The sequence below is a fragment of the Sphingomonas sp. genome (genome assembly GCF_036388215.1).
GTDB lineage: Bacteria > Pseudomonadota > Alphaproteobacteria > Sphingomonadales > Sphingomonadaceae > Sphingomonas.
Genome location: NZ_DASVSH010000027.1, coordinates 1 through 26,821, shown reverse-complemented (window position 1 = coordinate 26,821; position 26,821 = coordinate 1). Strand labels below are relative to the sequence as shown.

Here is a 26,821-nt window from a genome sequence, read left to right as displayed (position 1 = left end):
GGAAATCCGATGCGCATCCACACAGCCGCTTCACATCTTGCGCTGATCGCCTCGCTCGCCGCCGCGCCGGTGGCGGCGCAGACCGCGCAGCCCGCCCAACCGGGCGATCAGCTCGCCCCTGCCCCCGGCTTCCCGGGCAAGCGCGAATTCGGGCGCGTGAGCTTCGACAAATATTCGCTGCTGATCGACGGCAAGCGCACGCTGATCTGGTCGGGCGAGTTCCACCCCTTCCGCCTGCCCAGCCCCGAGCTGTGGCGCGACATCATGCAGAAGATGAAGGCCACCGGTTTCAACACCGTCGCCTTCTATTTCGACTGGGGATATCACAGCCCCAAGCCGGGCGTGTACGACTTTTCGGGCATCCGCGACATCGACCGGCTGCTCACCATGGCGGCCGAGGAAGGCCTGTACGTCCTCACGCGGGCGGGGCCCTATGTGAACGCGGAGCTGAGCCGGGGGGGCTTCCCCACCTGGCTGGTCAACCAGCGCGCCCGGGCACGCACCGACGATCCCGAATATCTGGCCGCCTCAGATGAATGGCTTACCAAGATCAACGCGATCATCGCCCGCCACCAGATCAATGGCGACGGCAAGGGCAATCGCGGCACCGTGATCCTGCACCAGATCGAGAACGAGCTGCTGCTCACTACCCCGTCGCAGCAGCGCTATATGGAACATCTATACGCCAAAGCTCGCGCCGACGGCATCACCGTGCCCATATTCACCAACGATATCGGGAGGAACGGATATTGGGTGCCGCGCGGTTCGGGAGTTCCCAACACGGTCGAAGGCCCGACCGACATGTATGCGTTCGACGGCTATCCCGGCGGGACCTGCACGGTGCAGGGCGAAGTTACCCGCGGCGTGGCCGCGCCCGAATGGGGCACCTACGGTCCAGGAGGCGCGAAGGGCGGCGCTTCCGCCTCGCCGCACACGCCCGGCTTCCTCGCGGAATTCGGCGGCGGCTGGTTCGATTATTGGGGATCGAACGGGGGCTATGAGTGCAACGCGATCCAGCGCGGCAAGCGCTATCAGCGGGTTTTCTACGGCACCAATCTCGCCAACGGGATCACCCTGCAAAGCTTCTATATCGCTTATGGCGGGACCAGCTGGGGGTGGCTGCCCGCACCAGTGGTCTATACCAGCTATGATTACGGCGCGGCGATCAGCGAGGACCGCGCGCTGCGGCCCAAGGCGCAGGAGCTCAAGCAGCTCGGCGATTTCCTCCAGTCGGCGCCAGACCTCGCCAAGATGGAGAAGGCGAGCGGCGTGACTGCGTCGTCGCCGGCGATCCAGATCTACCACAATCGCAATCCGGATACCGATGCGCGCCTGATGATGGTGACGCACAAGCCATCCAACCGGCAGAGCGACGACCGCTTCACGGTGGATGCCGCGCTGCCCGACGGCAAATACAGCTTCGCGATGCGGCTGAACGGCTTCGACGCCAAATGGCTGGTCGCGGGGATCAACCTTGAGCGCCAGCGGCTCGTCTATTCGAGCTCCGAACTCCAGACCGTGATGCGCCGCGGCGCCGAGGATATCGCGCTATTCTATGGCCGCACGGGCGAAGAGGGCGAGACCGTGCTGCGCTATGCCTCCGCACCCAGGGTAACCGTGCTCGAAGGCGCGGTCCGCAGCGCCTTCGATGCGGCGCGCGGGGACCTCAAGCTCGATTACACGCATGGAACGCTGGCGCGGGTGCGGATCGAAGGCGGCGGCCGCGCGCCGATGCTGTTGCTCATCGGGGACGAAGGCGAAGCCACGCGCTTCTGGCGCCGGGGCGATATCCTGTTGCGGGGCACCGACCTGCTCCGTTCGGCGGCGGTTCGCGGGGGCACGCTTGCGCTTACCGGGGACACCGCTGCCGATGGCGGCTTCGAACTATGGGCGCCGGCGGGCGTCAGGCAAGTCAGCTGGAACGGCCAGCGCGTCGGCACCAGCGGCACGCCGAGCGGCAGCCTGACCTCTCGGACGGCGCTGGCCGGCCCGGCGGCATTCACCCTTCCCGATTTGACTGCGGCCCAGTGGCGCGTGTCCGAATCATCGCCCGAGGCGCGGCTCGATTATGACGATCGCGAATGGAAAAAGGCGGCGGGCGCGCCCAACACCGCCACGATCCGTCCCCCCGATGGTGAGACCAATCTGGGCATGGACGCCTATGGCTTCCACACCGGCGATGTATGGTATCGCGGACGCTTCGCGGGCGGGCCGGACGCCAAGCAGATCACGATCCACTACGGCGCGGGCGGCGCGGGCATGCTCGAATTGTGGATGGACGGCGCTCTGGTCGGCCAGCACGAGCTGCCCGATGGCTTGCCACGCCCGGTCGGCACCGGCGTCGCCAAGTTCAAATTGCCCGCCGCGGCGCAAGGCTCGGGCGAGCATGTGCTGTCGCTGATGGTGCGCAACAATGGCCATAACTGGGATCTGGAGGCAGACGAGTTCCACAAGGAGACGCGCGGCCTGATCTCGGTATCGATCGACGGCGGGGTGCGCAGCTTCGCGGTGCCGATAGCATGGAAGATCCAGGGCACTGCCGGCGGCGAGGACATCACCGACACGCTTCGCGGGCCGATGAACAATGGCGGGCTGCATGGCGAGCGCTTCGGCTGGCACCTTCCGGCTTTCGACGCGAAGGATTGGCGCAGCGTGCGCGTGCCCGATCCGGGCGCGGCGGCAGGCACGCGCTGGTATCGCACCAGCTTCGATCTCGCCGTGCCCAAGGGCCATGATTCCACGATCGGAATCGCGCTTGGGGATCCGAGCGTGCCGCGCTCGGCGGGAGCCTATCGCGTGCTGATCTTCGTCAATGGCTGGAACATGGGGCAGTTCATCGCCCATGTCGGGCCGCAGCGCGTATTCCCGGTGCCGGAAGGCATATTGAACCATCGCGGGCGCAACACGATCGCGCTGGCGGTCACTTCGGACGGGGCAGCGGGCAACGGGCTGGAAGCGGTCCGCCTGGTCAACATGCGCACGGTGCGAGGCGGCCTGCCGGTGAAGATGGAGTCGAAATAATGCGCCTTGCGATCGCGATCGCCGCCCTGCTCACGCCGCTGTCGGTGGAGGGCCAGACCTTTCGCTTCGCCGGGCGGGCGGCGGCGGGAGAAGTCCAGGTCGCACCAGATCGCGAATATCGCGAAGGCTATGGCTTCGAGCCCGGCGACTCTCGCCGGTTCTCGGTCGCGCTTCCGGAAGGCAATTACCGCGTGACCGTCGTACTGGGCGACGCGAAGGCGGCAAGCGACACGACGATCAAGGCCGAAGCGCGACGGCTGATGCTGCGGGATGTGCGCACGAAGCGCGGCAAGTTCGACACCCGGAGCTTCATCGTCAACACGCGCACCGCCGACCTCCCGCCGCCCCCGGAAAATGCGCCGGGCGGCGCGAGGGTTAGGCTGAACGCGCGCGAGGCGGGTTCGCCCACCTGGGACGAAAAACTGACGATCGAAATGGTGGGGCCAGCGCCACACGTCGCATCGCTCCGGATCGAGCCGGTTACGGCGCCGACGATCTTCCTGTTCGGCGATTCGACCGTGACCGATCAGCGCTGCGAACGCGGAGCGAGCTGGGGGCAGATGCTGCCGCGTTTCCTCACGTCCGATATCGCTGTCGCCAACCATGCCGAATCGGGCGAGACGATGAAGTCGTTCCTGACCGGGTTGCGCCTGGACAAGGCGCTATCGTTCATGAAGCCGGGCGATTTCGCGCTCATCCAGTTCGGCCATAACGACCAGAAGGCAAATTGGCCGCAGACGCACGCGGCGGCCGCGACCACCTATCGATCGTATCTGCGCACCTATATCGCCGAGGTGCGCCGCCTGGGTGCGACGCCGATCCTCGTCACTTCGCCCGAGCGCCGCAATTTCAATGCCGATGGGAGCATTCGCCACACGCTTGCCGACTATGCGGAGGCCGCGCGTATCGTCGCGAAGGAAGAAGGCGTCACCCTGGTCGACCTCAACGCCGCCAGCGCCCGCTTCTATCAGGCGCTCGGTCCAACCCTCGCGCCGCTCGCGTTCGGCAATGACGGCAAGGATGGCACACATCACAACAATTACGGCGCCTATATGCTCGCCCGCATCGTGATCGAGGGCATCCGGGCCGCCGGCTCGCCCCTCGCCGCGCGCATCGCGCCCGATCTCGAACCGTTCGACATCATGCATCCGATCCTACCGGCCGATTTCAAGATCGCGCCGAGCTTCACTTGCGCCTCCAATCCGCGCCCGGCAGGAAACTGAGCCATGAAAATCGCACGCCGCACGCTGCTCGCCACCGGCCTCGCGCTTCCGGCCGTCGCTCGCGCCGTTCCCGCCGACCCCGTGGTCGAACGGTTCCCGTTATGGCCCTCCGCCCCTCCCGGCGGCGAAGGACTCAAGATTGCGGACGAAGTGGTCAAGCGCTCGCCAAACGGGCCCGAGGACGACATCGCCTGGCCGCACGTCGCGACGCCGATGCTGACCGTGGTTCCGGCAGCGAAGCCCAACGGCGCCGCAGTGCTGATCGTGCCGGGCGGGGGGTACACACGCGTCGCCGTGGGCCGGAAGGGCGGCGGCATCTCGCGCATGTTCGCCGAGCGCGGAATCACGGCGTTCGAATTGCTCTATCGCCTTCCGCATGACGGCTGGGCGGCCGGCCCCGATGCCCCCTTGCAGGACGCCCAGCGGGCGATACGCGTAATCCGCGAGAAGGGCTCGCGCTGGGGCGTGGACCCCGCGCGCATTGCGGCACTCGGCTTCTCGGCGGGCGGGCATCTGGCGGCGCGGCTCGGTAGCCGGTCGTCGCTTGCCACCTACAAGCCAGTGGATGCGGCCGACCGCCATTCGGCGCGGCCCGTCGTCCTGGGCCTGTTCTTCCCGGTGATCACCCTCGCCGCCCCGGATGCGCATGGCACTTCGCGGCGCGAACTGCTTGGGGCCGACGCCAGCCCCGACCGCATCACTCGCTTTTCCGCCGAGAACGACTTGCCCGCCGACATGCCGCCCACCTTTGTGGCGCATGCGGCGAACGATCCGGCAGTGCCGGTGGCGAACAGCCTTCGAATGTTCGGCGCGCTCCAAGCGGCGAAGATCGCGTCCGAGCTGATGATATTCGAACTGGGAGGCCACGACCTGCCGCTCACTCAGCCCGACGGAGGCCCGCACCCATGGCCGAATCTATTCCTGTCCTTCGCCTCGCGCCACGGCCTCTGATACCAGAGGGCGTTCCCCGCCCGAATCCCTTCGACCCAAGGAGACTCTAATTGGCCGCCCTCACTCACGATATTCCGCGCAGCGAAATCAATGCGGCGATCAGCCTGCTGATGCACAATCTGGTCAACATCAAGGATGAGACCGGCGAGTTCCTGCTCCGCCTGGAAGACGGCCGAGTGATCGACACCAAGGGCTGGAACGATTGGGAATGGACCCACGGCATCGGCCTGTTCGGCATGTACCGCTATTTCGAGCAGACCAATGACGAACGCGCGCTCCAGATCATGCTCGACTGGTTCCGCGACCGCTTCGCGGCGGGAACGCCGACCAAGAACATCAACACGATGTCGCCCTTCCTCACCCTCGCTTATCTGTTCGAAGATACCGGCGACCAGAGTTACATCCCCTATCTCGACACCTGGGCCGAATGGCTGATGGACCCCAAGGGCCTGCCGAAGACCGAGGAAGGCGGCTTCCAGCACATCGTGTTCAACGACGAAAACCCGCAGGAAATGTGGGACGACACGCTCATGATGTCGGTCTTGCCGCTGGCCAAGATCGGGCTGCTGCTCGATCGCCCGCATTATGTGGAGGAGGCCAAGCGCCAGTTCCTGGTCCACATCAAATATCTGACCGACCGCAAGACCGGCCTCTGGTATCACGGCTGGACATTCGACGGCCGCCACAATTTCGCGGGCGCATTGTGGGCGCGCGGCAATTGCTGGGTGACGATCGCGATCCCCGAGATCATCGAGATGCTCGAACTGCCGGAGGGCGACGCCTTCCGCACCTTCCTGATCGATGCGCTCCACGCCCAGGTAAAGACGCTGGCCGAGCATCAGGACGAAAGCGGGCTGTGGCACACGCTGATCGTCGATCCGACCAGCTATCTCGAAGCCTCGGCCACTGCGGGCTTTGCTTACGGCATCCTGAAGGCAGTGCGAAAGCGCTATTTGCCCGCCGAATATGAGGAAGTCGCGATCAAGGCGGTCCGCGCGGTGCTCGCCAATATCGACGAGACCGGCGAGCTCCAGCAAGTGAGCTTCGGCACCGCGATGGGCGACACGATGCAATTCTACAAGGATATCAAGCTCACTTCGATGCCCTATGGCCAGAGCCTTGCGATCTGCGCTCTGGGCGAGTTCCTGCGGACCTATATCTGATGATCCGGGCGGCGCTGCTTCTCGCGCTCGCCGCCCTGCTCCTCCCCTTGCCGGCGCGCGCGCAGCTTGCCGACTGGGTCAGCGCCGATGCGCGCGGCTTGCCGCTTGCGGGTGCGACGGTGATCACGAGCGACGGGGATCACGATGTCGTCGCGCTCGCCGCGGCAGACCTGCGGCGCGACCTGGAGACCGTAACGCGCCGGCCCGGCGGCACAGGAAGCACACAGATCTGGGCGGGCACGATCGGCCGGAGCCCGGCGATCGACCGCCTGATCGCGAACGGCAAGATCGATGCGAAGAAGCTTGCAGGCTCCTGGGAAAGCTTCGTCATCGCCACTGTCGAGCGGCCCGCTCCCGGCGTGGCGCGCGCGCTGGTCATCGCCGGGAGCGACCGGCGCGGGACCGCATACGGGATCTACGAATTGTCGAGCGCGATCGGGGTCTCACCCTGGCATTGGTGGGCCGACGTGCCGGCCAGGCGGCAGTCCATGCTCTCGGTCAAGCCGGGAACGCACCGCTTCGGGCCGCCCTCGGTCAAATATCGCGGCATCTTCATCAACGATGAGGATTGGGGGCTGGTCCCCTGGGCCGCCGGCACGCACGAGCCGGCCTCTAAGGGCGGCACCGGGAATCTGGGTCCGAAGACCTATGGCCGCGTGTTCGAGTTGCTGCTGCGCCTAAAGGCCAACACGCTTTGGCCAGGGATGCATCCAGGGACAACCCCGTTCAACGCGAACCCGGACAACGCCAGGCTCGCCGACCGCTACGCCATCGTGATGGGTTCATCGCACTCCGAGCCGATGCTGCGCAACAATGTCGGCGAGTGGCGCGCGCCCGCCGCGGATTTCGACTATGTGCGCAATCGCGCCGGCGTGCTCGCTTATTGGGAAGAGCGCGCGCGCGCCAATGGCGGGTTCGAGAATATCTACACGCTGGGCATGCGCGGTATCCACGACAGCGGAATGACAGGACCGGCGACCCCACAGGAGCGCAAGGCCGTGCTGGAGCGCATCTTCGCGGACCAGCGCGCGATGATCGCCGCGCATTCACCGCGCGGCGGCGAGCGCCTGCCCCAGGCCTTTACCCCCTACAAGGAAGTGCTCGACATCTACCAGGCGGGGCTGAAGGTGCCCGAGGATGTGACCATCGTCTGGCCCGACGACAATTTCGGTTATATCCGCCACTTCCCTACCGAAGCCGAACAGGCCCGTCCCGGCGGATCGGGAGTCTATTACCACCTCTCTTATCTCGGCGCGCCGCTCGCTTATCTGTGGCTCTACACCACGCCGCCCGCGCTCGTCTGGCACGAGATGACCAAGGCCCATGCGCTAGGCGCGCGCGACATCTGGATCGCCAATGTCGGCGACATCAAGCCCGGCGAGATCGGCATCGGCTTGTTCCTGGACATCGCCTGGAACGTCAATCGATGGCAGGGCGAGGACGTCCAGCGCCGCTATCTGCGAGACTGGGCCACCCGCACTTTCGGCGCCGATGTTTCCGGCGAAGTGGCGCGCATCCTCGACAAGCATTTCCGCCTGAATTTCGAGCGCCGCCCCGAGCACCTGCAATGGTCGCTGCCCGGCGAGAAATACAGGCCGAGCCCCTTGACGATAGCCGAGGCGCGGGCGCGGCTGGCCGAACTCGATGCAATCGCGGACGCAGCCGATGCCCTGACTGTACCGGCGGATGCGCGTGATGCGCTGTTCGAACTGGTCCAATATCCCGTCCGCGCCGCGGCGCTCGCCAATGCGCGCTTTTTCCATGCCGAAGCTTATGACCGGCTGCGCGAGAGGGATGCTCGAGCGGCGCGAGAGCATGGCATCCAGGCGCGCGCCGCAGATGCGGCCCTGACGGCGCTGACCGAGCGCTACAATCGCGAGACCGCCGGGGGCAAATGGCGGGGCATCATGTCGGTCGAGCCGGCCGATGGGCTTTGGAAATCATACCGCGCCGTCGCGCCGATCCTGCCGTCCGCCGCGATGCTGGAGGCGCTTGGCGGCTTTGCGGATGCCAACGCTTCCCATCCTGCACCGCCTCCCGCCGCCAAGGAGCAAATCGATGTGGATGCGGTGGCTTTCACCAGTCGCGTGGATCGCCAGGGCATGGGCTGGCGCAAGATCCTGGGGCTCGGCCGCGGCGAAGGCGCGATCGTCGTACAGCCTTTCACGCGCGCGGCTTTCTCGCTGGCGGACGCGCGCGCTCGCGCACCTCGCATAGACTATCGCGTCATCGCCGCGGCGGGCGCGTGGCAGTTGCGCATGGATATGCTGCCAGTCTTCCCGATCCGCGACGGGCGGGGCCTACGCATTGGAGTCAGTGTGGACGGCGGGCCCCTGCGCGAAGTGGCGATAGAGACAATAGTCGGCTCGCCGGCCTGGGGCCGCGCAGTACTCGACAACAAGCTCTCCGCCGAGCTGGAAATCTCGCTTGCAGGCGCTGGTGAGCACCGAATCAGCCTGTTCCTGCTCGAACCCGGCGTGGTGATAGATGGGCTGAGCTTTTCGCGATGACTGGCGCAGGATTCCGCTGGCGCTGTACCAAATATCATGATTAAATATCATATGGTGGGCTTGGGGGCCCATCGGCGCGGCCGGGCAACGGCCGGTGACGAGAGGAAGCCATGCCCATGAGCACGCCCGCGCGACAGGTCCGCTGGTACAATTATTGGGGCTGGGGCTCCGGCGACATGCTGGGCGCGGGTGCGCAGGCGGTTGTCACCGGCTGGCTGTTTTATTTCTTCACCACCTTCTGCAACCTGTCCCCCGCGGAGGCGGGACTGATCCTGGGCCTGCCGCGGCTGCTTGAGGCGATCACCTGCCCGTTGATCGGTTATGTGTCCGACAATCTGCGGCACACCTGGATCGGCCGGCGCATCGGTCGGCGCAAGATATTCCTCATCACCACCATTCCGTTGCTGCCCAGTTTCGCCCTGATCTTCGTCGCCGGGCACAGCTTCACTTATTATCTGCTGACCTTCATCTTCTTCGAGTTCGTCTACACGATGTTCCTTATCCCGTGGGAGACGCTGGCCGCGGAGATGACCAACGATTATCGGAAAAAGGCGAAGTTCGCCGGCGCCCGGATGATCGTGGCGCAAAGCTCCGCCATTCTCGCATCCTATCTGCCGACGCTGATCATCGGCAGCCTTGGCGGCAAGGATTCGCCCAGCACCTTCCTGATCATGGCCGCCATATTCGGCGCCATTTTCAGCCTGGTCGTGCTGCTGGTCGTGATCTTCACCTGGGAACGCCCCTACACCGAAGCCGAAAAGCTGGTGCAACCCAGTCCGCTCGATATGAAGACTGCGCTGCTGATCCCTGTCGTGATGTTCCGCGATCTTTTCTCCACGCTTCGCATCCGCGCTTTCCGCCAGCACCTGTCGATCTATCTCGGCGGCTACATCTCGCAGGATATTTTCAACACGGCCTTCCCGATTTTCGTAGTGACCGTGATGATGGGCGCGACACTGATTATCTCGCAGTTGCTGACTACCATGTATGTGGCTCAGCTCATCTCGGTGATAATCGCCATCAACATCGTGATACGCACCGGGCCGGTGGTCGCCTATCGCATCGCGATCAGCTTTTTCACCGCTGGACTGCTGATGTTTCTCGCTTTCTATTATCTTCGGCCGGCCGCATTTGTCGCGGACCTGGGCGCGCTCGACGGCAACATTCTTTCGGCGCTCAACCCGGCCTCCTCGGCGTTCAGCCCGATGCTGATCTTCTGGCTGTTCGTGCCGATCCTGCTCGCGGGGCTTGGCCGCGGCACGCTGAACTTCGTGCCTTGGTCCGTGTACAACTACCTGCCCGACGTGGACGAAGCGGTTACCGCCAAACGACGTGAAGGGATCTTCGCGGGCGTGATGACGCTGGTGCGCAAGCTCGCGCAGTCCGGAGCAATCATTCTCACCGGCTGGATCATCGACATGGGCGGTTATGTCTCGCCGGCAAAGGGTGCGGCAGCCACGACAGTGCAGCAGACTCCGGAAGCGATCGCCACCATCACTTGGCTGCTGGTCCTCGGGCCGATCCTCGTCATGCTCGCCGGCCTGTTCGCCTCGTGGCGCTTTCGTCTGAATGCGCAGACACACGACGTGCTGATCGCCGAGATCGATCGCTTCAAGGCCGGCGATACTACGCCGCCGACCCCCGAGGCGCGCGCCATCGTAGAGGACCTGACGGGCTGGAGATACGAACAGCTTTGGGGAAAGAACAGGTTGGCGTGAAGCCCGGGCAATGAGCGACCCCAACGACTCGCCCGCGGCACCCACTCAGGCAGGCAGCCAGACGCTGCTGCGTGGGCTGGACGTGCTGGAATCAGTGGCCGACGGGCCGGTCTCGCTCGCCGACCTGTCCGCCCGGCTGGGGCTGAACCGCTCGACCACGCATCGCCTGGCCAACAACCTGGTGAATCGCCGCTACCTGACTTTCGTGCCGCGCCTCGGCTATCGCTTCGGCCCCAAGCTGCTCGAATTGGGCTTCCTCGCGCAGCAGCAGACCGATCTGATCCAGATCGCCCGCCCGCATCTGGAAAGTCTCGCCGCCAGCACCGACGACACCGTTCACCTTGGGATTCTCGAGGACGGCCGGGCACTGTATCTCGACAAGATTCCCGGCCGCCGCCGCGTGGAGATCAGCTCGAGGGTAGGGGACCGGCAGCCACTGACCTCCACCGGGCTGGGCAAGGCGCTCCTGCTCGATAGTGATCCACGCGATTGGCAGAGGATGTTCGAGGAGGATGGCCCCGCAACGCCCCGCGGCCTTTCCTTCGATGTATGGCGCGATCGGATGACCGGCTATGTAGCAAGCGGCTGTGCATTCGATCTGGAGGAGAATCAGGATCAAATCCGCTGCGTCGCCGCCCCCGTGCGCGATGCAAGTGGGGACATCGTAGCGGCGCTCAGCGTATCGAGCGCAGCGCAATATATAGACGACGGCCGCATGGCGGCGCTTTGCGCCGAAGTGCTGGCCGCGACTGGGGCCATCAGCAGCGATCTGGGCCACACGCCAGACCCGGTGCACGGTGCGCGCAAGCCGCGCGTCCGCAGATAAGTGAAGGAGAATTTCGTGAAGCTTCTGGAAGGCAAGACCGTGCTGGTGACCGGCGCATCGGCGGGAATCGGGCGCGCCGCAGCCATAGGCGCGGCGCAGCACGGCGCGGACGTGGCGATCAACTTCTCGCGCGATGTCGCGGGCGCCGAAAGCTGCGTCGCCGAGATCGAGAAGCTCGGGCAGCGTGGACTGGCCGTGAAGGGCGACGTTTCCGATCCACAGACCGCCAAGGACTTCATCGGAAAGGCCGTGGAGGCATTCGGCAAGGTCGATGTGTTCGTCAACAATGCCGGCATCTGCCCGTTTCATTCGTTCCTCGATATGCCGGTCGAGACCTTCGAGCGGACGATGCGCGTCAATTTCCACGGCGCCTATTTCATGGTCCAGGCGGCAGCAAACCAGATGGTCAAGCAGGGCCATGGCGGTGCGATTATCGCCATCTCGTCGATCTCGGCGCTGGTGGGCGGCGAATTCCAGACGCATTACACGCCGACCAAGGCGGGGCTCCACTCGCTGATGCAATCCACTGCCATCGCGCTGGGCAAATACGGCATTCGCTGCAATTCGGTGCTGCCGGGCACGATCCTGACCGACATCAACAAGGACGATCTCGCCGATATCGAGAAGCGCGAATATATGGAGGGCCGCGTGCCGCTGGGCCGCCTGGGCGCGCCCGAGGATCTTGCCGGGCCCATCGTGTTCCTAGCCTCGGACATGGCCGCCTATGTCACCGGCGCGGCGCTGCTGGTGGACGGCGGCGCGTTCGTGAACCTGCAATGAGGCGCGCGGCCTCGGCACTGGACTATCGCGAGCTGGCGCGGCGGCGGCTGCCGCACTTCCTGTTCGAATATATCGACGGGGGCTCTTACGCGCAGGTGACGCTCAAGCGGAACATCGCCGATCTGGAAGACGTGGCGCTGCGCCAGCGGGTGCTGACCGACGTATCCTCGATCGACCTGACCACCGAATTATTCGGGCAGAAATTGGCGATGCCGGTGGCGCTGGCGCCGATCGGCCTTGCGGGAATGAACGCCCGCCGCGGCGAGACCCAGGCGGTGCGCGCGGCGGACAAGGCCGGTATCCCCTTTTGCCTTTCCACTGTCTCGGCATGCCCGCTCGACGAAGTGAGCAAGGCGGCGACGAAGCCGATCTGGTTCCAGCTCTACATGATCAGAGACCGCGGCTTCATGGCTGAATTGCTCGCCCAGGCGCGCGAACAGAAATGCTCGGCGCTCGTCTTCACGGTCGATATGCCCGTCCCAGGATCGCGCTACCGGGATTATCATTCGGGGTTGGCGGGATCGGCCGGCGTCACCGGATCGCTGCGCCGCACCTGGCAGGCGATGATGCGCCCGCATTGGGCCTGGGATGTCGGATTGCTCGGGCGCCCGCACCAGCTCGGCAACGTCGCCCCGGTGCTCGGCAAGAATACCGGGCTTGAGGATTTCTTTGCCTGGATGCGCAACAATTTCGATCCGAGCGTGACCTGGAAAGACCTGGATTTCATTCGCCAGAACTGGTCCGGGCCGCTCATTATTAAGGGTATCTTGGACGCCGAAGACGCGCGCGCGGCCGCCGATCTGGGCGCTGACGGCATCGTGGTTTCAAATCACGGCGGCCGCCAGCTTGATGGGGTCCCCTCCACCGCGCGGGCGCTGCCGGCGATAGCCGATGCCGTGGGCGACCGGATGACCGTGCTAGCGGATGGCGGAGTGCGCTCTGGCCTCGATGTGGTGCGGATGCTCGCTTTGGGAGCGAAGGGCGTGCTGCTCGGCCGCGCCTGGGCCTATGCGCTCGCGGCGCGCGGCGAAGCGGGCGTGTCCCACATGCTCCAACTCATCGAAGCCGAAATGCGCGTGGCCATGGCGCTGACCGCTTGCCCGCGCGTGGATGCGATTACGCGCGATGCGCTGGTGGGACGGTAGGACGATGAGGAACACGCCGCTCGCCTGCATCGTGCCTTTGCTGGCGAGCGTCGCCGCCCCCGCTCTCGCCCAGGCCCCCGCGCAGTCGCCTGCGGCGCTTGACGATGTGTGGGGGGAGGTGGCGGATCCTTCTCCCGAGGCCAGGCCGATGATGCGCTGGTGGTGGTTTGGGCCGGCGGTGACTCACGACGAAATCGACCGCGAAATTCGCGCGATGAAGGCGGGCGGCATTGGCGGCTTCGAGGTGCAGCCGGTGTATCCTCTGGCCCCGGACGGCGCGGAGCCGGGGCTGGTCAACCTCCCTTATCTCTCCGACGGGTTCATCGCCGCGCTGCGCCACGCCGGCACGACGGCGCGGGCCGAAGGAATGCGGATCGACGTGACCGGGGGCAGCGGCTGGCCCTTTGGCGGGCCACACATCCCGGTGAGCCAGGCCGCGGCCAGCGTCCGGCTTGAGCGCATTCCGGTCCCCGCCGGCGCCAGTGATATCAAGCTGCCCGCGGCCGGCCCTGGCGAGAAGCTGCTTGCCGCGATGATCGGCCCCGCGCGGGCTGCCGTGAGCGAGGATCGCCCGCTCGCTGCCGTCCCCATCGATGGCCCGCGGGTCGCAGTGCAGCCTGCGGATACCCCGCGCGAAATGCTCGTGTTCGTAGCCGGGCGCACGGGCCAGCAAGTCAAGCGCCCCGCGATCGGCGCCGAAGGCTTCGTGCTCGATCACATCGATCCCGCCGCGATCGCCAATCATATCGCCACGGTGGGCGACCGGCTGCTCGAAGCCTTCGCGGGCGAGACGCCGCCTTACGCGGTGTTTTCTGACAGCCTGGAAGCCTATGGATCGAGCTGGACGGGGGACTTGCCCGCGGAGTTCAAGCGGCGGCGCGGCTATGACCTGCTCGCGCACTTGCCCGCATTGTTTCTCGACACGCCGAAAAGCGCTGCCGTGCGCTACGATTGGGCGCTGACGCTCTCCGAACTGGTCGACGAGCGCTATTTGATACCGACCGACGCCTGGGCGAAGAAGCGCGGCACCCGCTTCCGCTCGCAGACCTATGGCTTCCCCCCGCCGACGCTGTCGAGCAACGGGCTGGTCGCATTGCCCGAGGGCGAAGGCGCCAACTGGCGCAGCTTCACTTCGACACGCTGGGCAAGCTCGGGTGCGCATCTTTACGACAAGCCGGTGGTCTCGTCCGAAGTGTGGACCTGGCTCCATTCACCTTCCTGGGCAGCGACTCCGCTCGACATGAAGATGGAGGCCGACCGGCATTTCCTGCAGGGCGTGACGCAGTTGATCGGGCATGGCTGGCCCTATACGCCGTCGGGCATGCCAGAGCCCGGCTGGGCGTTCTATGCCGCCGCGGCGCTCAACGATCACAATCCCTGGTGGGGCGTGATGCCCGATGTGTCGCGCTATATGCAGCGGGTGAGCCATGCGTTGCGGCTGGGCGAGCCCGCCAACGGCGTCGCGATCTATCTGCCGACCGAAGACGCATTCGCCGACATGCGGCCCGAACGGGCATCGGTGAACGAGCAGATGCACGAGCGGGTCTCCGATGCGCTGATCGCACAGGTGCTCGACGCCGGGCACGGCTTCGATTTTGTCGACGCCCGCGCAATTCGCGAGCGCGGCATTCGCCACCGCCTGATGGTTCTCCCGCCAATGGAGCGGATCGACCCGCAAGCCTATGCGGCGATCGCCAAATGGGTGGCGGGCGGCGGCAGGGTGGTCGCGGTGCATGGCTGGCCCAGCACGGCCGGCGGATTGCTCGACGGCGCAAAGGGCAGCGCTGCGGTGGCCAAGGTCTCGCAGGCGCTGGCACGCGCGAAGGGCGCCGCATTGGTGGAGCAAGCCGGGCTCGGCGCGGCGATCACCGCGACGGTGCCGGGGGACATGCGGCTCGCGGCTCCCAATCCCGAGATCGGCTTCATCCGCCGCAAGCTTCCTCAGGGCGATCTCTATTTCGTAGCAAACACCAGCAATCGCACGATGCGGACCAGTGCGCGCTTTGCGGGCGACAAGGGCAATGGCAGCTGGTGGGATCCGCAGACCGGGCGCAAATGGGCGGCGGGCACGGGCGACATCGCGCTTGATCTCGCGCCGTATGAATCGCGTCTTTTGCTGTTCTCCGGCACGCCAGCTTTGCCGGCTTCCACATCGATCACAGCAGGCAGCGTGCGTGCGCTTGACGACTGGACGCTGGAGATTGCTGGAAAGGCCCCGCAGCCGCTCAAGGCTTTCGCGTCCTGGAACGCCGATCCCACACTGCGCTATTTCTCAGGCACAGCATCGTATCGCCGCACGATCGAAATGCAGAACCTGTCTGGCAAATGTGTCGGGCTGGATTTCGGCGGCACCGCGCCCCTGCCCCGTCCGCCCGGACGTCCAAGCTCTGCGCTCCAGGTTCCGGTGCGCGATGCCGCAATGGTACTGGTGAATGGCGAGCGCGTGGGGAGCCTTTGGGCGCCGCCCTATCGGATCGATATCACGCGCTGGCTTCGCACGGGTGCGAACAATATCGAGGTTCAAGTCTCGAACACGGCAGTGAACCTGCTCGCCGGCCGCGCGCCGACCGACTATCGCCTGCTCACCGCGCGCTACACCGAGCGCTTCCGGATGCAGGACATCGAGAAATATGTGTCGCAGCCCTCGGGTCTGCTGGGCGAAGTGACGTTGGTCGAGAGCGAGGCGGGGGCCGCACCTTGCGGAACGGGTCAACCGTGAGATCGCGCGCGCGTAGAACCGGGCGAGAGTGCCAAATCACCCCCTCGGGGCGGAAAAATATTCCGCTTGCGTGACGCCTTCGGCGTCCCTCAATTTGTAGCCATGATCGTCACATGACCCTTCGCAGTAATCGATTTCGAGGCCACGGGCCTTGATCTCGATAGCTATTCGACCGAGGTGGCGTTGCGATCGCGCATACCTCCGGTGCAGCTATCGATACCTGGTCAACGCTGATCTGGCCAGACCGGGACTGGGATATGGCGAAGGCATGGAGCAAGGCGAGCGAGCGGGTTCATGGCATCCCATTGGCGGCACTGAAGGATGGAATGCCGGCCTGCGAGGTGCGGCGCGCTGCCGCGCCTGTGCCATGCAAGTTCCGGATCGCGGATATCTCGATGCTTTTCACTCTGGATAAGCGCGCGGCCAATCGCTTCGCGGACGCACTCGCGGCGAGCGAGGCGCCGCACCGGGCGGGACCGGATGCGGACCGGATTTTGCGGGCGCTGATCTCCGCAGCGAGTTCATGAGAAGAGAAGATGGAGCACGATCCTCATATCGGCGAGGCCTATGCTAAAAGTCCTGATCGCACAGCGATCATGGGCTACTCGCATTGGGCCCAAGAGCCCGATCATGCAGCCTTCACGACGCAGACGATGCGCAGTGTCATTGATGGCAAGTATCAGGACATAAGCTTTTTCAATTTCATTCCCGCCTATTTTCGGGAGGAACGAACATACTTCTGGAATCGTGTGATGTTTCTCAATTTCCTGCCGAGGAAGATTGGCGGGCCTGGTGATCGCTTCGCGACAGGCTCCGCTGAAGCCACGCTGGCGGGAAAGGAGCGCGCGCTCAGGTTAATGGAAGTCTACGCACCGAACCGACTGTTCGTTTTCTCACGGAAGGCATGGGAAGGTTTGCCAAGCTCGTTGGAAGATGCCGCAAAGGTCACTGCGCAGCGCATTCTGGAAGACCAGATATTCGATCGCCATCACTATCACTTTCGTACAGGGCATGTCGTCCAGGCCTTTGGCTTGCGCCATACGCAAGGGGCTATCAAGGAGGTCATGACCCGAGCGATCACTGCCGCCTTGCGTATGCCTCCTTCCACGCCAAATCTGGACCGGCCCTAACCCAGCGCCGACTTGATCTTCGAGAAGAAGCCCTGGCTCTCCGGGCATTCGTCGCCCGTCTCGGTGCAGCGGAATTCCTCGAGCAGTTCGCGCTGCTTGGCGGTGAGCTTGGTCGGGGTTTCCACGGTGAGCTCGACCACCAGGTCGCCGCGCCCGCGCCCCTGGAGGACCGGCATGCCGGCGCCACGCTGACGCACTTCGCGGCCGCTCTGCGTGCCCGGATTGATCTTCACGACATGCGCTTCGCCGTCCAGACCGGGCAGCGTTATCTCACCCCCCAAAGCGGCGGTGGTGAAGCTGATCGGTGCTCGAGCGTGGAGCGTCGTGCCTTCGCGCTCGAAGATCGCGTGGCGCTTCACATGGAGAAAGATGTAAAGATCGCCCGAAGGCGCACCACGCCCGCCGGCTTCGCCTTCGCCCTGCAGGCGGATGCGCGTGCCTTCATCCACTCCGGGCGGCACGTTGATCTTGAGCGTCTTGGTCTTGTCGACACGGCCTTCGCCGCGGCAATGCTTGCAGGGATCGGCGATCACCTGGCCGGCCCCATGGCAAGTGGGGCACGCCCGCTCGACCATGAAGAAGCCCTGCTGCGCCCGCACCTTACCATGCCCGCTGCACGTCTGGCATTGCCTGGGCTGAGTCCCCGGAGCCGCGCCCGATCCCTCGCAAGGATCGCACAGGCCCGAGACATCGACGGTGATTTCGCTCGCGCGGCCGTGAAAGGCCTCTTCGAGGCTGATTTCCATGTCGTAGCGCAAGTCCGCGCCGCGCCTTGGACCGCGCTGCTGGCCCCGTCCGCCCATGAACTCGCCGAACACGCTTTCGAAAATGTCGCTGAACGCGCCGAAATCCTGCCCGCCGCCAAAGCCCCCGCTCGCGCCACCGCCATTCTTGAAGGCCGTGTGGCCGAACCGATCATAGGCAGCGCGCTTCTGGGGGTCTTTCAGGACCTCATAGGCTTCGCTGACTGCCTTGAACTTGGCTTCGTGATCCTTGCAGCCGCCATTCTTGTCGGGATGATACTTCATCGCGAGCTTGCGATACGCGGATTTGAGCGTCGCATCGTCGGCGGTGCGCTCGCATTCCAGCAGCTCGTAATAATCGGTTTCGCTGGTCATCTAAAAAGCCCTCTCCCCTTCAGGGGAGAGGGTTGGGGGAGGGGCAGTCCGCTAACAATAACCGACATCGCTCGCCTCATCTCAGCCCCCTCTCCCCGGCCCTCTCCCCGCAAGCGGAGAGAGGGAGGGAAGTTCAGTTACGCCTTGTTGTCGTCCACTTCCGAGAATTCGGCATCGACGACTTCCTCGGCTCCAGCTGCCGGAGCGGCCTCGCCGCCGGCGGAAGGCGAAGCTTCGGACGCCTGCTGCTTCTCATAGATCGCCTGGCCGAGCTTCATCGCGACCTGGGCGAGGTTCTGGGACTTGGCCTGCATCTCATCGGCGTCGCCGGCCTCGATTGCGGCCTTGGTCTCATCGACGGCAGCCTGGATTTCGGCCTTCAGGCCGTCATCCACCTTGTCGCCATTCTCGGCGAGCTGGCGTTCGGTGGTGTGGACGAGGCTTTCGGCGTTGTTCTTGGCTTCCGCCGCCGCACGCCGCTTCTTGTCGTCCTCGGCAAAGGCTTCGGCGTCACGGACCATCTGGTCGATGTCCGCGTCGCTGAGGCCACCCGACGCCTGGATGCGGATCTGCTGCTCCTTGCCGGTGCCCTTGTCGCGCGCCGAAACGTTGACGATGCCGTTGGCGTCGATGTCGAAGGTGACTTCGATCTGCGGCACGCCGCGCGGCGCCGGCGGGATGCCGACCAGATCGAACTGGCCGAGCATCTTGTTGTCCGCCGCCATTTCGCGCTCGCCCTGGAACACGCGGATCGTCACCGCCTGCTGATTGTCGTCAGCGGTGGAATAGACCTGGCTCTTCTTGGTCGGGATCGTCGTGTTGCGGTCGATCATGCGCGTAAAGACGCCGCCCAGCGTCTCGATGCCGAGCGACAGCGGAGTCACGTCGAGCAACAGCACGTCCTTGACGTCGCCTTGGAGCACGCCCGCCTGGATCGCCGCGCCGATCGCCACGACTTCGTCGGGGTTGACGCCGGTGTGCGGCTCCTTGCCGAAGAACTCCTTCACGATCTGACGGACCTTGGGCATGCGAGTCATGCCGCCGACCAGGACCACTTCGTCGATCGCCGAAGCCTTAACGCCCGCATCGGCCAGCGCCTTGCGGCAGGGCTCGAGCGTACGCTGGATCAATTCCTCGACCAGGCGCTCCAGTTCGGCGCGGTTGAGCGTCTTCACCAGATGCTTCGGCCCATTGGCGTCGGCGGTGATGAAGGGCAGATTCACTTCGGTGCTCTGCGCCGATGAGAGCTCGATCTTGGCCTTTTCAGCGGCTTCCTTGAGCCGCTGGAGCGCCAGCTTGTCCTTGGTGAGGTCGATGCCCTCAGCTTTGCGGAAATCTTCCGCCAGGAACTGGACGATCTTCGAATCGAAATCCTCGCCGCCCAGGAAGGTGTCGCCGTTGGTCGCCTTCACTTCGAACACGCCATCGCCGATCTCGAGCACCGAGATATCGAACGTGCCGCCGCCAAGGTCATAGACCGCGATCGTCTTGCCGTCGTTCTTCTCCAGGCCATAAGCGAGCGCAGCGGCAGTCGGCTCGTTGATGATGCGCAGCACTTCCAGGCCCGCGATCTTGCCGGCGTCCTTGGTCGCCTGGCGCTGCGCGTCGTTGAAGTAGGCCGGAACGGTGATGACGGCCTGCGTGACGGTCTCGCCGAGATAGCTCTCCGCAGTTTCCTTCATCTTCTGAAGGATATAGGCGCTGATCTGCGACGGCGAATAATCCTCGCCGCCGGCCTGCACCCAGGCGTCGCCATTCGGGCCGCGCACGATCGTATAGGGCACCAGTTCGGTGTCCTTCTTGGTGATCGGATCGTCGAAGCGGCGCCCGATCAGGCGCTTGACCGCATAAACGGTCGAATCCGGATTGGTCACCGCCTGGCGCTTTGCCGGCTGGCCGATCAGCCGCTCGCCATCCTTGGCAAAGGCGACGATAGACGGGGTGGTCCGTGCGCCCTCCACATTCTCGATCACCTTGGGCTTGCCGCCCTCCATCACAGCTACGCAGCTGTTGGTCGTGCCGAGATCAATACCAATTACTTTCGCCATAGTCCCTCGTTGGCCCCCATATATTCAAATACTTGACCGGCCGCGCGCCCTAGACGGACAGCGCGGGTACGGCCTCACGAAGAGCGATATAGGTGCGCTTCCGCTTGCCGCAAGGCAGTCTGGTTTCTAGGGCTTTTCCCGAATTGGGAGAATTGTGGATGCGTACGTGGCCGGGTATCATTTCGCTGGCGGTATTGGCTTCGTGCCAGCAGCCTGCCGAGCTCAAGGCCGATGGCGCCTGGGTGCGCCTGCCCGCGGCGCAGGGTCGGCCCGCCGGCGGCTATTTCACTGTGCACGGCGGCGACAAGGGAGACACGCTCCTCGCGGTCTCCACGCCCGCAGCATTGGGGGCCGAGATGCATGAAAGCGCGAAGGACCATGCCGGCATCATGTCGATGAAGCCGATCCGCGACGTACCGGTGCCGGCGCGCGGCGCAGTCGCGTTCGCCCCCGGCGGCAAGCACGTGATGCTGTTCGATCTGGGGCCCCGTGTGGCCGCCGGGCAGCGCATTCCGCTCAAGCTGGCCTTCGCCGGCGGAAAGACGCTAGAAGTGCAGGCGATGGTCGTCGGCGCCGGCGATCCGGCTCCCAAGGAGTAAGCCATGATTCAGGACAGCTTCCGTTCCTCCACCTGGGGCTGGGCCCGCGGCACGCTGGCGGGCTGGGTGACGCTGCTGCTCTGCCTTGTCGGGATCGGACTGGTCATCCTGTTGACCAAGTGGGTCGCCAACCTGGCGACCACCTATGAAGTGACCGAAGACCGGCTGATTCTGCACAAGGGCATCCTCGTGAAATCGATCGACGAAATCGAGCTTTACCGAGTGAAGGACGTCCGCATCGACTTTACCGTGATCAACCAGATGGCGGATATCGGCACGATCACCATCACTTCTTCCGACGAAACCACGCGCGACGCCCCCCTGGTGATCCGCGATGTCGAACAGGCCCGGGCGCGCCGCGAGAAACTGCGCACGCTGGTCGATGCCGCACGCCGCAAGCGCGGAGTGCGCGAGATCGACATGGTGCAGGAAGGGCTTGGCGAGCCGGTCTGATCGTGCGACGTGCGCTGACAGAAAGCGAGATTGGCCTCGCCGCCTCGGTGTTCGGCGCAGCGATCGATTACGCGGCGGTGCATATCGCAAACCGGAAATGGGCATTCTTCCAACCGGCAAATACCACGATGGCCCCGCTCGGCACGATCCACTTCCATCCAAAGGGCGGGCTTTACACCGAGGATTTCTCCACCGCTTCCATCGGCATGCAGGGCCTTTTCATCCATGAGATGACCCACGTCTGGCAGTACCAGAAGGGCATCTTCCTGCCGCTCAGGCGCCATCCCTTCTGCCGTTACGGCTATGCGATCCGCCCCGGGCAAGCGTTCGAGAAATACGGGCTTGAGCAACAGGCCGAGATCGTTCGCCACGCCTACCTGCTACGCCACGGCGTCCAGGTCGCCGGCGCGCCGCCACTAGCGCAGTACGACACGATATTGCCCTTCAGGCCGGCCTAGGCCGGATCCTCCGGGGGCGGCGCTTTCCAACTGGGCGGTGACGCCCCCGCAGGCTCCGGCGGCGGCGGCGGCGGTGGTGGTGGTGGCGGCGGTGGTGGCGGAGGCGACGGCGGTGGCGGAGGCGGCGTGAACTCCGGCACCGGCACCATCGCGGGCGGCGGTGGCGGAGACGTGAACTCTGCCGCAGGCGCCGGCGCGGGGGGCGGCGACGCGGGCGGCGGCGGCGGCGCGAGCGGCTCTGCCGCCGGTTCCGGAAGCGCCTGGTCCACCACCTTTCGCACCGACCTGAACTCCGGCTCCGGGCGCCCGCGCGGACGCGGCTCCGGCGCGGCGACCGGCATGTCAGGCGTCTCGATCGCACGTACCGGCGCAGGCCGTGAACGAGCGCGCGGCGCCTCGACCGGAATTGGCGGCGCTAATTCTTCGCTCGCGGGATTTCTGGCGGGTACAGGCGCCTCGACCAACTGGGGCTCCGGTGCAACGCGGTCCAGCGCGGGGAGCGGCCGCGATCGCTCGGCGGGCCCTTCGAAGCGGCGGCCACGGGGCGCCCCCGCTTCGGGCACGCCCGCCCCAGCCCGCGGCGTGCGAGCCGGCCGCGGCTGCGGATCGCCGCCGGGAACGATCGGCAGCGGCGGGACTTCGCCCCGATCCGGCCGTCGGCGATCGATGCCCGGCGCCGGTGTGGGACGGGGCGAGACAGGTGGGCGCATCTCCCCCCGGTCCGGGCGCTCGGGGCGGCTCGCCCCCTGCACAGGCGGGCCGGGTTGCGGCGACCGGCCATCGGCTGGACGGGCGCGGCGGCGCGGCTCGAACCCGGCCGGCGGCGGCCCCTGGAAGCCGCCGCGCCGCCAATTCTCGAAACGTCCCGCCTCACCCCGCCGCCGGGCGCGTTCCGGCCCGAGCCGCTCGCGGCGGCCGACCGCCTCGGGACTTCCGCGGTGCGCCCGCCAGCCAGGGTGACGGCGCGAGGCCGACTCCCATTGCAGCACGAAGCCCAGGATGAGCCCGCTGGCGTCGTTCCATGCATCGGCGTCGATGCCGCGCCGATCCCTGCCCGCCATCGCCCGCTTGAGCGTCCGCGCGCGCTCGAACAGCACGCGGCCACGCTCAGCCCGCAACCCCCATTGGCCGCGTGGGACGGCGGCACCATCGGGGCCATAGAGCATCGCCACGGCGCTGCTCGCAAAGCCAAAGCTCGCGCCGGGCTCGGTCACCAGGAACGGCCCGAATTCGCCCGGTCCGAAATAATAGCTGCGGATGCCCCCAGGGCCGGCATCCTCGACCACGATCTGGTGGCCATCTGCGGTCTGCCAAACCCAGGGTTCGACGCCTTCGAAAGTGAACGCATAATCGGGCGGCCCGTCGCCGATCGCTTCCCACAAGGCGTCGGCCCGGTCGATCCAGGCGTAATCGCTGGCCGCATCGATCGGCATGTAGGTGGGCGGAGGCGGTCCCTCGATCATCGTGACGGTGCATGCCGGCAGCCCCAGTATCGCCGCCAACGTCGCTAACCGGATTGTGCGATCCTGCGTCATCTGCCTCACTCCCCCCATCGTTAGTTTATGTATATGCAGCTTCTGCCCGCTTGGCTGAATGGCCGATGACCGTGCGAGCCGCCTTGCCTATAATGCATCGGCACAGGCATAAGCGCCCATCTTCCTACCCGAACAGAAAGCCTGATCCCGTGTCCGAGATGTTCCGCATAACGCTGCCCGACGGTTCCGTCCGCGAGGTAGCCCCGGGTACTACCCCGGCGGACGTGGCCGCGGCGATCGGCCCGGGCCTCGCCAAGGCGGCGATCGCCGCCCGCGTCGATGGCGAGCTGCGCGACATCGGCCGCGCGTTCGAAGGCGACGCCAGCCTCGCGCTGGTCACATCGCGAGACGAGAAGGATGCGCTCGAACTCGCCCGTCACGATTTCGCGCATGTGCTGGCCGAAGCGGTGCAGAACCTGTTCCCGCGCACCCAGATCACCTTCGGCCCCGCTACCGACGACGGCTTCTACTACGATTTCGCCCCCGCCGACCGCCCCTTCACGGACGAGGACCTCCCCGCCATCGAGGAGGAAATGCGCCGCATCATCGCCCGCGACGAGCCGCTGGTGCGCGAAGTGTGGAACCGCGCCGACCTCATCGCCCGCTGGCAGCAGCAGGGCGAGACCTTCAAGGCCGAATGGGCCGCCGAACTTCCCGAAGGCGAGGAACTGACGGTCTACCGCTCGGGCCAATGGCTCGACATGTGCCGCGGCCCGCATCTCGCATCGACCGGCAAGCTCGATCCGCAGGCGTTCAAGCTAACGCGCGTTTCAGGCGCCTATTGGCGCGGCGACCAAAAGAACGCGATGCTCAGCCGCATCTACGGCACCGGCTGGCTGAGCAAGAAGCAGCTCGACGCGCACCTGACGATGCTGGAGGAGGCCGCCAAGCGCGACCACCGTCGCATCGGCCAGGACATGGACCTGTTCCACTTGCAGTCCGAGGCGCAGGGCTCGGTCTTCTGGCATCCCAAGGGCTTCATCCTGTGGCGCCAGCTCGAGGCGTACATGCGCCGGCGCCTAGACGCCGCGGGCTATGAGGAAGTGAAGACGCCGCAGCTGATGGATGCGCGCCAATGGGAGCAGTCCGGCCATTGGGGCAAATATCGCGAGAACATGTTCGTCGTGCCGGACGAGATTCCCAACGTGGAGGACGACGCGCCGATCCTTTCGGGCACGGGCGACCTGATGGCGCTCAAGCCGATGAACTGCCCGGCGCACATCCTGATCTTCAAACAGGGGATCAAGTCGTACCGCGACCTACCGATCCGGATGGCAGAATTCGGCTGCTGCCACAGGAACGAGCCCCACGGCGCGCTTCACGGCATCATGCGCGTGCGCCAGTTCACGCAGGACGACGCGCATATTTTCGTGAGCGCCGACCAGCTCATCCAGGAAGTCCGCAACTTCTGCGACCTGCTCGATTCGGTCTACAAGGACCTCGGCTTCGACAGCTACGCGATCAAGCTCGCGCTGCGTCCCGAAAAGCGCTTCGGCAGCGAAGAGATGTGGGACTGGTCCGAACAATCGCTGCGCGACGCCGTGAAGGCGACCGGCCGCGACACCCCCGAATACGGCTGGGAGGAACTGCCCGGCGAAGGCGCGTTCTATGCCCCCAAGCTGGAATTCCACCTTACCGACGCGATCGGCCGCACCTGGCAAGTCGGCACGATCCAGACCGACACGGTGCTGCCTGAACGGCTCGACGCATCCTATGTGGGCGACGATGGCGAGCGCCACCGCCCGATCATGCTCCACCGCGCGATCCTGGGCACCTTCGAGCGCTTCATCGGCATATTGATCGAGCACCATGCCGGCCGCTTCCCGCTCTGGCTCTCGCCTGTGCAGGCAGTGGTGGCGACGATCGTCTCCGACGCCGACGATTATGCGAAGCAGGTGACCGCAAGGTTGGCCGCGGCAGGCGTCCGCGTAGAGACCGATCTGCGCAACGAGAAGATCAACTACAAGGTGCGCGAGCACTCGCTGGCCAAGGTTCCGTATCTCCTGGTGGTCGGCAAGCGCGAGGCGGATGAGGGCACGCTCGCAGTGCGCACGCTCGGCAGCCAAGCCCAGGACGTGCTGAGCCTCGACGCCATGATCGAGCGCCTGGTGGCGGAGGCGACCCCGCCCGATCTGCGCTGATCCCGGGAGCGCCGGCGGGCACGGAACCGCGCGCGCTTCCAAATCTTAAGCACAGCGACTATAGCGCGCACAGGAATCACCCAGGAGCAAATCTTATACGTCCTCCCATGACCCGGCGCCCCCTGGCGCCACCGCCGATGAATGGTCCGCGGTTCAACGAATTCATTGTCTCTCCCAAGGTCCGTGTGATCGATCACGAGGGGGAGAATCTCGGCGTCATGTTCACCCGCGAGGCGATGGAGCAGGCGAACGCGCTCGGGCTCGACCTTGTCGAAGTGTCGCCCAATGCCGATCCGCCCGTCGCGAAGTTCCTCGACGTCGGCAAGTTCAAATACGAGGCCCAGAAAAAGGCCAATCTCGCCCGCAAGAGCCAGAAGACGCAGGAGATCAAGGAGATCAAGATGCGTCCCAACATCGACGATCATGATTATGAGACGAAGATGAAGGCGGTGCACAAGTTCATCGGCGAGGGCGACAAGGTGAAGATCACCCTGCGCTTCCGCGGCCGCGAATTGAGCCACGGCCAGCTCGGCATGGTGCTTCTGAAGCGCGTGCAGGACGATACCGCCGAGGACGCCAAGGTCGAAAGCTATCCGCGCATGGAAGGCCGCCAGATGCTGATGGTGCTTTCGCCGAAATAGGCGGCTGGCAGACTGGCTGACGATTTTAAGGGCGGGGCCGTGGCTCCGCCTTTTTTCGTCTCGGCGCGAAAGTTTAGGCGAAGTTTAGGCCAATGCGCGGGTTCTTGCTCGGCGCCGCCACGCCAAAGTTCACACTAGCTTCACACTATCGCGATGGTTTCGCGGGGCGCGAATGTTCCCAATGTTCGCACTGGCCATGGGCCTTTTCGGACCGACGATTTCAAAGAGCGGACGGCACTGCCGACCGGCTTAGCCAAGCAGGCGAAATCCTACATTGCAAGGGGCGTCTTACACCTTCTCCAGAGGGAGAAGGATACCGCAGCTTGGTGCTTTAGCGCCTAGCGTAGGTTGGATGAGGGGATGCGTTATCGATAGGGTGATCCCCTCACCCAGCTTCGACTAAGGCCGGTTGAAGGAACCGACCTTAGTCTGCGCAACCAGTTTCAGGTAAACAGCGCCCCGCGCTGTTTAGGCCATGCCGGGGGCATGGCCGACCTGAAACTCCCGACGGGAGAGGGAAACCAGTTCAATCGCCCCCGCCGCCGCAGTCGCCGCCGCCCGCATCTGCGCCGCACGAATTGCCCCCCGCACTCCCGTCGAATGCTCCGCTGCTGCCCCCCTCATCCCGCGACCGCCGCCTAT

Annotated in this window: 20 protein-coding genes; 17 read left to right on the top strand and 3 right to left on the bottom strand. The window is 65.3% G+C overall.

Annotation, left to right across the window (positions count from 1 at the left end):
- The first annotated feature begins 9 nt into the window (after nt 1-9).
- From VF617_RS10690 to VF617_RS10635, 12 genes are all read left to right on the top strand, one after another.
- Nucleotides 10-3,021 (top strand): beta-galactosidase, encoded by a 3,012-nt coding sequence (locus tag VF617_RS10690; protein ID WP_331014873.1) that lies wholly within the window; start codon nt 10-12, stop codon nt 3,019-3,021.
- The gene (locus tag VF617_RS10685) at nt 3,021-4,244 is read left to right on the top strand and encodes a rhamnogalacturonan acetylesterase (RefSeq protein WP_331014872.1); all 1,224 of its coding nucleotides are present in this window, start codon (nt 3,021-3,023) and stop codon (nt 4,242-4,244) included. The genes VF617_RS10690 and VF617_RS10685 overlap by 1 nt, the downstream gene beginning before the upstream one ends.
- 3 nt (nt 4,245-4,247) lie before the next feature.
- Nucleotides 4,248-5,195 carry an alpha/beta hydrolase gene (locus tag VF617_RS10680; protein WP_331014871.1) on the top strand — a complete coding sequence of 316 codons (948 nt, stop codon included), beginning with the start codon at nt 4,248-4,250 and terminating at the stop codon, nt 5,193-5,195.
- A 50-nt stretch (nt 5,196-5,245) separates the two neighbouring features.
- The gene (locus VF617_RS10675; RefSeq protein WP_331014870.1) at nt 5,246-6,358 is read left to right on the top strand and encodes a glycoside hydrolase family 88/105 protein; all 1,113 of its coding nucleotides are present in this window, start codon (nt 5,246-5,248) and stop codon (nt 6,356-6,358) included.
- Nucleotides 6,358-8,868 carry a glycosyl hydrolase 115 family protein gene (locus VF617_RS10670; RefSeq protein WP_331014869.1) on the top strand — a complete coding sequence of 837 codons (2,511 nt, stop codon included), beginning with the start codon at nt 6,358-6,360 and terminating at the stop codon, nt 8,866-8,868. Before VF617_RS10675 ends, VF617_RS10670 begins: the two co-directional genes overlap by 1 nt.
- Before the next feature lie 110 nt (nt 8,869-8,978).
- Complete coding sequence (locus VF617_RS10665; protein ID WP_331014868.1) at nt 8,979-10,586, top strand: MFS transporter; 1,608 nt, start codon at nt 8,979-8,981, stop codon at nt 10,584-10,586.
- A 10-nt stretch (nt 10,587-10,596) separates the two neighbouring features.
- Nucleotides 10,597-11,412, top strand: coding sequence for an IclR family transcriptional regulator (locus tag VF617_RS10660; RefSeq protein WP_331014867.1), 816 nt, complete (start codon nt 10,597-10,599; stop codon nt 11,410-11,412).
- 15 nt (nt 11,413-11,427) lie between these two features.
- Nucleotides 11,428-12,192: an SDR family NAD(P)-dependent oxidoreductase gene (locus VF617_RS10655; protein ID WP_331014866.1), complete on the top strand. Its 765-nt coding sequence runs from the start codon at nt 11,428-11,430 to the stop codon at nt 12,190-12,192.
- Nucleotides 12,189-13,337: an FMN-dependent L-lactate dehydrogenase LldD gene (lldD, locus tag VF617_RS10650; protein WP_331014865.1), complete on the top strand. Its 1,149-nt coding sequence runs from the start codon at nt 12,189-12,191 to the stop codon at nt 13,335-13,337. Before VF617_RS10655 ends, lldD begins: the two co-directional genes overlap by 4 nt.
- 4 nt (nt 13,338-13,341) lie before the next feature.
- On the top strand, nt 13,342-16,056 hold the full coding sequence (locus VF617_RS10645; RefSeq protein WP_331014864.1) for a glycosyl hydrolase: 2,715 nt from the start codon (nt 13,342-13,344) through the stop codon (nt 16,054-16,056).
- 257 nt (nt 16,057-16,313) lie between these two features.
- A complete protein-coding gene (locus VF617_RS10640; protein ID WP_331014863.1) occupies nt 16,314-16,583 on the top strand; it encodes a hypothetical protein in 270 nt (89 codons plus the stop codon).
- Between the two features lie 9 nt (nt 16,584-16,592).
- Nucleotides 16,593-17,186, top strand: coding sequence for a hypothetical protein (locus tag VF617_RS10635; protein ID WP_331014862.1), 594 nt, complete (start codon nt 16,593-16,595; stop codon nt 17,184-17,186).
- Here VF617_RS10635 and dnaJ read toward each other — a convergent pair.
- Nucleotides 17,183-18,304: a molecular chaperone DnaJ gene (gene dnaJ / locus VF617_RS10630; protein ID WP_331014861.1), complete on the bottom strand. Its 1,122-nt coding sequence runs from the start codon at nt 18,302-18,304 to the stop codon at nt 17,183-17,185. The two genes, VF617_RS10635 and dnaJ, sit on opposite strands and share 4 nt — an antisense overlap.
- A gap of 137 nt (nt 18,305-18,441) precedes the next feature.
- Nucleotides 18,442-20,352 carry a molecular chaperone DnaK gene (gene dnaK / locus VF617_RS10625; RefSeq protein ID WP_331014860.1) on the bottom strand — a complete coding sequence of 637 codons (1,911 nt, stop codon included), beginning with the start codon at nt 20,350-20,352 and terminating at the stop codon, nt 18,442-18,444.
- 158 nt (nt 20,353-20,510) lie between these two features.
- Here dnaK and VF617_RS10620 point away from each other — a divergent pair, with 158 nt between their 5' ends.
- Genes VF617_RS10620 through VF617_RS10610 form a run of 3 tightly spaced genes read left to right on the top strand, consistent with a single transcriptional unit; the run spans nt 20,511 to nt 21,862 of the window.
- On the top strand, nt 20,511-20,951 hold the full coding sequence (locus tag VF617_RS10620; RefSeq protein ID WP_331014859.1) for a copper chaperone PCu(A)C: 441 nt from the start codon (nt 20,511-20,513) through the stop codon (nt 20,949-20,951).
- A gap of 3 nt (nt 20,952-20,954) precedes the next feature.
- Entirely contained in the window at nt 20,955-21,404 is a 450-nt protein-coding gene (locus tag VF617_RS10615) for a PH domain-containing protein (RefSeq protein ID WP_331014858.1), read from the top strand.
- Entirely contained in the window at nt 21,404-21,862 is a 459-nt protein-coding gene (locus tag VF617_RS10610) for a vgr related protein (protein WP_331014887.1), read from the top strand. Before VF617_RS10615 ends, VF617_RS10610 begins: the two co-directional genes overlap by 1 nt.
- Here the strand turns inward: VF617_RS10610 and VF617_RS10605 are convergent.
- Entirely contained in the window at nt 21,859-23,397 is a 1,539-nt protein-coding gene (locus VF617_RS10605; protein ID WP_331014857.1) for a hypothetical protein, read from the bottom strand. The genes VF617_RS10610 and VF617_RS10605 overlap by 4 nt on opposite strands.
- 158 nt (nt 23,398-23,555) lie before the next feature.
- On the opposite strand from VF617_RS10605, the gene thrS reads away from it, so the two are divergent.
- Together thrS and infC are read left to right on the top strand one after the other, a co-directional pair.
- Nucleotides 23,556-25,538, top strand: coding sequence for a threonine--tRNA ligase (gene thrS / locus VF617_RS10600; RefSeq protein ID WP_414714018.1), 1,983 nt, complete (start codon nt 23,556-23,558; stop codon nt 25,536-25,538).
- 107 nt (nt 25,539-25,645) lie between these two features.
- Nucleotides 25,646-26,179, top strand: coding sequence for a translation initiation factor IF-3 (gene infC, locus VF617_RS10595; RefSeq protein WP_331014855.1), 534 nt, complete (start codon nt 25,646-25,648; stop codon nt 26,177-26,179).
- Nucleotides 26,180-26,821 lie beyond the last annotated feature (642 nt).